The sequence below is a fragment of the Corynebacterium sp. genome (genome assembly GCF_030535495.1).
GTDB lineage: Bacteria > Actinomycetota > Actinomycetes > Mycobacteriales > Mycobacteriaceae > Corynebacterium.
In genome coordinates, this window is the sequence record NZ_JAUNRW010000120.1 from 1 (window position 1) to 5,644 (window position 5,644).

A 5,644-nucleotide genomic window follows, 5' to 3' on the forward strand; every position below is an offset into this window, starting at 1 on the left:
AGTAGTAGAGCATCGCGATGACCACCGCCGCCATCCCGAAGATGATCGGCCACTTCACCCACCGCCACACGGGGAGGAAGACACCGAGCAGGAAGTCGAGGGTCCCGCCGAGGCCGAGGGGTTCGGCGACCTGCCCCAGGGTGGCGCTGACCACCGTCTCGTTGAGCATGATCGACACGAGGATGGTGACCACGCCGATGAGCAGCGCGAAGGTGAGCAGGAACATCGTGGCCCACAGGCGAATGAGGGATCGTCCCTCGATCTGGTCGTAGACCGTGTTCGCCGTGCGGGAAAACGCCCGCACGTAGGCCGAGGCCGACCACAGGGCGATGGTCACACCGACGACGACACCGACGACACCACCGGCCTGGGAACCGATGACCATGTCGATGATGCCGCGCACCGTGTCCTGGTATTCACCCGGAATGAACTCGGCGATGAACTCCCCCGTGAGGTCTTCCACCAGCCGGGCGTTGTTCGCCAGACCCACCGTGGCCAGGGAGTAGACGGCCAGGATGGTGGGGGCGAAGGACAACACGGTGAAGAAGGTGAGCTTGGCCGCCAGGTCGGGGCCACCGCCCAACCAGAATTCGCGGAGCACCCGGCCGATGACGTAGCGCCACCCGCGGGCCGTCAGGCGCGGTCGGTTGCTCAGCGCGGTGGACATCAGAAGGTGGTGGCGTCGATGACGAAGCGGTAGCGGACGTCGGAGGCGATGGTGCGGTCGTAGGCGGTGTTGATGGCGGGGGCGTCGATAAGCTCGATCTCGGCGGTGATGTCGTGCGCGGCGCAGAAGTCCAGCATCTCCTGGGTCTCCCGGATGCCGCCGACGAGCGAGCCGCTCAGCGAGCGGCGGGCCTGCGTGAACATGCGCGCCGGCGCGGCGAGCGGGGCGCCGGGGAGACCGAGTTGGACGAGGGCGCCGTCGAAACGCAGCAGTTCCAGGCAGGCTGCGGTGTCCAGGTCGACGGAGACGGTGTTGAGCAGCAGGTCGAAGTGGCGGTGCAGGTCCTCCGGCAGTCCGTCCGCGGTGGAGACATGGCGCACCGCACCGAAGCGCAGCGCGTCCGCGCGCTTGGCGGTGGAATGGGAGAAGACGGTGACCTCGGCGCCCATGGCGGCCGCGATCTTCACACCCACATGCCCGAGCCCGCCCATGCCGATGATGCCGACCCGCGAGCCGGGGCCGACACCCCAGTGCCGCAGCGGCGAGTAGGTGGTGATGCCCGCGCACAGCAGCGGGGCGGCCGCCGCGGGATCCAGCCCCTCCGGGATGCGCACGACGAAGGCCTCGCGCACCACGATCTCCTGCGCGTAACCGCCCTGCGTGATCTCGCCCGACACGCGGTCGAGGCCACCGTAGGTGACGGTCGGGCCCTCCTCGCAGTAGGAGATCTCCCCCAGCTCACACGGGTGGCAGGTGCCGCAGGAATCCACGAAGCACCCGACACCGACGCGCTCGCCGACTCGGAAGGAGTCCACCTCGGGGCCGATCTCCTCGACGACGCCCACGATCTCATGCCCCGGGACCAGCGGATAGGCACGCTCTCCCCAATCACCGCGCATGGTGTGGATGTCCGAGTGGCAGATGCCGGCGAACTCGATGCGGATGCGCACGTCATCGGCGCGCGGGACGCGACGCTCGATGGTCACGGGCTCGAGGGGCTGGGCGAAACCGGGGGTGCCCCAGGCACGAACGGTAGTCATGGTTCCCGAGAATAGTCGGACCAGCGTACGGCCCGCCCGTTGTGCGGAATCCCCTCCGCGTCCCAGTGGGGGACGGAACGCGCGGGATCGTGCGAGGACCCGTCGGCGCGCACCACCCGCCACCAGGCTGTGAGGTGCCCGTGCTCCGCCATGATCCGCCCCACCTGGCGCGGCCCGGTGCCCACCGCCGCGGCGATGTCACCGTAGGTGGTCACCTCACCCGGTGCGAGCTTATCGACGACCGCGAGGACCGCCTCCTCACAGGTCGAGAGGGTCGGACTCATGGACGTCCTGCTCGACGTACTCCTCGACCTCGCAGAGCACCACCACGGCGCCGGTCGGATCGGCGATACGGCACAGGCGGCCGAACTCGGACTCCCAGGGAGCGGTGATGATCTCACCACCGAGTTCCGGAACCCGCGCGACGGCGGCGTCCATGTCGACCACGCCCAGGTAGGACTGCCAGAAGCTGGGGACCTGCGGCGGGAAGACCCCGTCCGCCTTCCAGATGCCGGCGAAGGGCGCGCCCTCGACGACGGCGGTGGTGTAGGTGAGGTCCTCGCTGGCCTCCATGGAGACGAGCTCCCAGTCGAGCAGGCCGTGGTAGAAGTCGATCGCGTCCTCGAAACCGGCGGTGGCGGTGAGCTCATGCCAGACCGGGGTACCGGGCTCACCGGCGGCGATGAACGCATCCTCGCCGCCCGGTTCGACGAGTCCGAACAGGGCGCCGGCGGCGTCGACAAGCACGGCCATCCGGCCGATACCGACCTCGGTCGGCTCCACCAGCACCCGGCCACCGAGGCGGGCGACCTGTGCGACCTGGCCGTCGATGTCGTCGGCGAGGAAGTGGGTGATCCACGTGTCCGGGAAGGCGCCCCCCTCCTCCGGCTGCGGAATGAACCCGGCCACCGGCAGGCCCTGGATACGCGCCAGGCGGTAGGTCTCGCCCTCGATCTCCCAGCCGAGCAGCTGCGAGTAGAAGTGCGCGGACTTCCGCACGTCAGAGGTGGTCAGGTCAATCCAGTACGGCATGCCGCCGACGGCCTCGAATGCGGGCATCTAGAGGTTCCTCCACTTTTCGGGATCGAAATCATCATCGGCGGTGGCCTCGTCGAAGTAGTCGTCCTCGTCCTCGGCGGCCGCCGTCACGCGCGCGCACTGCCCGGCGATGCACACGACATCCCCGTGGCGCAGCGTGCGGCCGCGGCGGGTGTCGGGCTCACCATTGACCGTGACCTCTCCGTTGGCGATGACCTCCTTGGCCTCACCGCCGGTGGCCACCAGGCTGGCGAGCTTGATGAACTGGCCGAGCTTGATCGTCTCGTCGCGGATCGCGACCTCATGGGCGTGCATGGTCGCCCAGTCTAGCCCGCCAGCGAACGGACACCATCCACCAGCATCCACAGCGCCAGTCCGATGAGCATCAACCCACTGACCGTATCGACGATCCGCGCATTGGCCACCAGCAACCGGGCCATACCGCGCACCGTCTGGGCCAGGAGCAGGAACCAGGCCAGGGCGGTGACCATGAGCACCACCAGGATGGTCAGCGTCCATCCGGCACCCATGTCCGGGCGGATGAACTGCGCGAAGACAGCCCCGAAGAAGATGAGCGCCTTCGGGTTCGCCAGGTTGGTGGCCGCCCCGATACGCCACGCCTGCCAGGAATTGAGGCGGTCATTGTCGGGATGCGCGGCCGGGGTGGTCGGGGTGGGTGCCGCCGCTCCGGAGCGCACGGCTGCCACCCCCATCCACAGCAGGTAGGCCCCGCCCGCCAGCTGCAGCGCGGCGAGCACCCCGGGACGCGCGCTGACCACCGCGGACAGGCCGAGGAGGGAGGCGGACATCCACACCAGGATGCCGGTGCTCACGCCCACCGCAGCCCACATTCCCGCCGCCCGCGAGCGGGTCCCCAGGCGGATGACCTGGATGACGTCCGGGCCCGGCGAGACGATGGCCGCCAACCAGACGAGGAGCAGGGAGAGGAGGGCGGAGGCAGTCACGCCGGGAGATTCTAGGCCTGATCCCGCGGCATGATGTTCATGGTGTCGATGTTCATGTGCTTCGGCAGGGACGCCACCCAGCGGATGGCCTCGGCGACATCCTCAGCCGTGAGGTTGAGCTTGTCGGCGTAGACGGCATCCGCCTTGGAGGCATCACCCTTGAAGCGCACCAGGGAGAAGTCGGTGGCCACCCGTCCCGGGTCGATCTCGGTGATGCGGATGGGGTTGGCGACCTCCTCCAGGCGGAACGCGCGGGTCAGCGCCCGCAGGCCGAACTTGGCGGCGTTGTAGCCCGAGCCACCCGGGTAGGCGGTGAAGGAGGCCATGGAGCCGATGTTGATGATGAGGCCCTCGGCGGCGTCGATAAGCGGCAGCAGCGCCTTGGTGACCCGAACGACACCGAGCACATTGGTGTCGTACATGACCTGCCAGTCCGCGAGGTCGGCCTCACGGAGGGTGTCCAGGCCGTGGGCGCCGCCGGCGTTGTTCACCAGGACGTCGACGTTGCCCAACGCCGCGACCTGCTCGGCGAAGGCGGCGACGGAGGCGTCGTCGGTGACGTCGAGCCGGATCGCGGTGCCGCCGGTGCGGGCTGCGACCTCCTCGAGCTTCTCGACGCGCCGACCGGCCACCACCACGTGGTAGCCGTCCTCGCTGAGGGCGACGGCGGCAGCGGCACCGATGCCCGTACCGCCGCCGGTGATAACAGCAATCTTCTTCGTCATGATGGCAAGTGTAAGGGCGGGCCCGCTCAGGCGGCGTGGTTCTCGGGACTGACTAGGACCCTGATGAGGCCGTTCAGCTGGTGAACTGTTTCGAGCATGCCCGCGGTGACGCGGATTCCCACCCACCCCGCGGAGCTGAGGAGCGCGGTGATGAGCGCGTCCTTGTCCCGCTGCGCCCGGTCGAGGTGGTGCTCGCCGTCATAGTAGAGGTAGCGGCGGTGTTCCAGGCAGGCGAGGTCGAGGACCGTGAGCAGGGACGTCGCGGGGTCGCGCGTGCCGACGCTGCCGTCCGCGTACACCGGTACCTGCGACACCCACTGCAGTTCGGGGGCCGCGTGGCGGGCGATGAGGCGCAGGAGGGTCTCGGGAGGGGAATCCGCTCCGTCATCGGTGAGCCGGAGCAGCCTGTCCAGGGCGCGGCGGTTGATCAGGCCTTCCAGCGCCTGTGTCAGGTGGTCGGCGCTGAGGGAGAACTCCCGGCGGTAGCGGTCGATGAGCTGGACCGCGCGGACCGTCGCGGCCGTATGCGGCAGACCGCCGGGCACGTGCCAGGCATGTTCTCCGTTGAGGACGGCCCGCAGGCAGTGGGCCAGCGTGAGCATCGGTGGGGTGACGGTGAGGGTGAGGTCATCGAGGTGGAGATTCCAGGTCGGCAGGCCGCGGGGTGCCCGGCGCAGGGTCGGTTGCTGCGCATGCGTGGTGATCCGCGCGGAGTACGGGCCATAGAGGGCGGAATCGGCGGCATCTGCGAAATGCGTGATCCCGAGCAGGGCCGCGGCGCTGAACTGGCAGGCCACCGCTTTCGGGTTCTCGGTGAGATGGGCGATGGCCCTTGTGGTGGCATCCGCCGCGTAGCGCAGTCTCCGCGGATGGTGCCTGGCGGTGTAGGTGATCAGCCCCTCCGGCCGGCCCTTGTTCCGCGCGATGACGTGCTGCGCGGAGACCTGGTGGTAGTGCCGGGTGATCTCGGCGGCGACGGCCGGGTCCTCGAGCGGGCGGTCGAGGTAGGCCGCCGATGCCACGGTCACCTCGCTGAGTCTCTTCGGGATGAGCAGGCCCTCAAGCGATGCCCCGTCCCCGATGACCAGCCGACCGTTCCCCGCGGCGATGAGCTGATCGACGTCTGTCCCCCGGTACTGCAACGTAAGTCCCCCTTGGTGGTTGTGGTGTCGCCACTATTGGACTGCGCTCGGGGGCGAGAGGTTCCCG

Annotated in this window: 8 protein-coding genes; all 8 read right to left on the bottom strand. The window is 69.0% G+C overall.

What is annotated here, in order from left to right:
- Positions 1-667: YihY/virulence factor BrkB family protein (locus Q4F73_RS11020; protein ID WP_303359393.1), on the bottom strand; the 667-nt coding region annotated here is incomplete at its 3' end.
- Complete coding sequence (locus Q4F73_RS11025; RefSeq protein ID WP_303359394.1) at positions 667-1,707, bottom strand: NAD(P)-dependent alcohol dehydrogenase; 1,041 nt, start codon at positions 1,705-1,707, stop codon at positions 667-669. The genes Q4F73_RS11020 and Q4F73_RS11025, both read right to left, overlap by 1 nt.
- Complete coding sequence (locus Q4F73_RS11030; protein WP_303359395.1) at positions 1,704-1,991, bottom strand: MGMT family protein; 288 nt, start codon at positions 1,989-1,991, stop codon at positions 1,704-1,706. Before Q4F73_RS11030 ends, Q4F73_RS11025 begins: the two co-directional genes overlap by 4 nt.
- Positions 1,966-2,766, bottom strand: coding sequence for a VOC family protein (locus tag Q4F73_RS11035; RefSeq protein WP_303359396.1), 801 nt, complete (start codon positions 2,764-2,766; stop codon positions 1,966-1,968). Before Q4F73_RS11035 ends, Q4F73_RS11030 begins: the two co-directional genes overlap by 26 nt.
- Positions 2,767-3,060 carry an RNA-binding S4 domain-containing protein gene (locus Q4F73_RS11040; protein WP_303359397.1) on the bottom strand — a complete coding sequence of 98 codons (294 nt, stop codon included), beginning with the start codon at positions 3,058-3,060 and terminating at the stop codon, positions 2,767-2,769. It lies immediately after the preceding gene.
- An 11-nt stretch (positions 3,061-3,071) separates the two neighbouring features.
- Complete coding sequence (locus Q4F73_RS11045) at positions 3,072-3,710, bottom strand: LysE family translocator (RefSeq protein WP_303359398.1); 639 nt, start codon at positions 3,708-3,710, stop codon at positions 3,072-3,074.
- An 11-nt stretch (positions 3,711-3,721) separates the two neighbouring features.
- Positions 3,722-4,435, bottom strand: a complete 714-nt coding sequence (locus Q4F73_RS11050) for an SDR family oxidoreductase (protein ID WP_303359399.1) — start codon at positions 4,433-4,435, stop codon at positions 3,722-3,724.
- A gap of 26 nt (positions 4,436-4,461) precedes the next feature.
- Positions 4,462-5,577, bottom strand: coding sequence for a hypothetical protein (locus Q4F73_RS11055; RefSeq protein ID WP_303359400.1), 1,116 nt, complete (start codon positions 5,575-5,577; stop codon positions 4,462-4,464).
- Positions 5,578-5,644: the final 67 nt, after the last annotated feature.

Bases quoted from the DNA above. Each gene is read 5' to 3' on its own strand.
- Q4F73_RS11025 (WP_303359394.1), bottom strand. From the start codon at position 1,707: ATGACTACCGTTCGTGCCTGGGGCACCCCCGGTTTCGCCCAGCCCCTC.
- Q4F73_RS11030 (WP_303359395.1), bottom strand. From the start codon at position 1,991: ATGAGTCCGACCCTCTCGACCTGTGAGGAGGCGGTCCTCGCGGTCGTC.
- Q4F73_RS11050 (WP_303359399.1), bottom strand. From the start codon at position 4,435: ATGACGAAGAAGATTGCTGTTATCACCGGCGGCGGTACGGGCATCGGT.
- Q4F73_RS11040 (WP_303359397.1), bottom strand. From the start codon at position 3,060: ATGCACGCCCATGAGGTCGCGATCCGCGACGAGACGATCAAGCTCGGC.
- Q4F73_RS11035 (WP_303359396.1), bottom strand. From the start codon at position 2,766: ATGCCCGCATTCGAGGCCGTCGGCGGCATGCCGTACTGGATTGACCTG.